Origin of the sequence: Alkalicoccobacillus porphyridii (assembly GCF_007293315.1) — a bacterium.
Classification (GTDB): Bacteria; Bacillota; Bacilli; order Bacillales; family Bacillaceae_D; genus Alkalicoccobacillus; species Alkalicoccobacillus porphyridii.
On the sequence record NZ_VLXZ01000075.1, the window covers coordinates 1 to 379 of the forward strand.

Genomic DNA, 379 nt, shown 5'->3' on the forward strand with positions numbered 1-379 from the left:
AGAGACAACCTGGTCGGTTGTGAGTCCTGGAATGTCGTTTGCCTGTAATGTGGTTTTAATATCCAGGCTGTCATTGAGTTTGTAATATCCTGTCTGATGTCCAGTGGTGGTAAGTACGGGGCTGACCATATAGACAAGTTTAACTGCCTTACCCGCAGAGCAGGAACAGGCGTATTGCCAGTTAGTGCTACTTAGCGTTGCAGAGGTAAACTCCCGTCCTGTCACGTTATCTGTCTGGTTCACCGTAACATCATCAACCACACTGCTGTAATTTGTCGCACCGCTAGTGCTATCGGCTCCACACCCTCCTGAGGAGGCATAAGCGCAGGATGTGGATATCAACAAAAGTCCTGTTATAAGAGGCGCTCTTTTCATTTTT

Annotated in this window: 1 protein-coding gene; it reads right to left on the reverse strand. The window is 47.5% G+C overall.

Annotation, left to right across the window (positions count from 1 at the left end):
* The coding region (locus tag FN960_RS23585; RefSeq protein WP_221936833.1) for a hypothetical protein at positions 1-243 on the reverse strand (243 nt) is incomplete at its 3' end.
* Positions 244-379 lie beyond the last annotated feature (136 nt).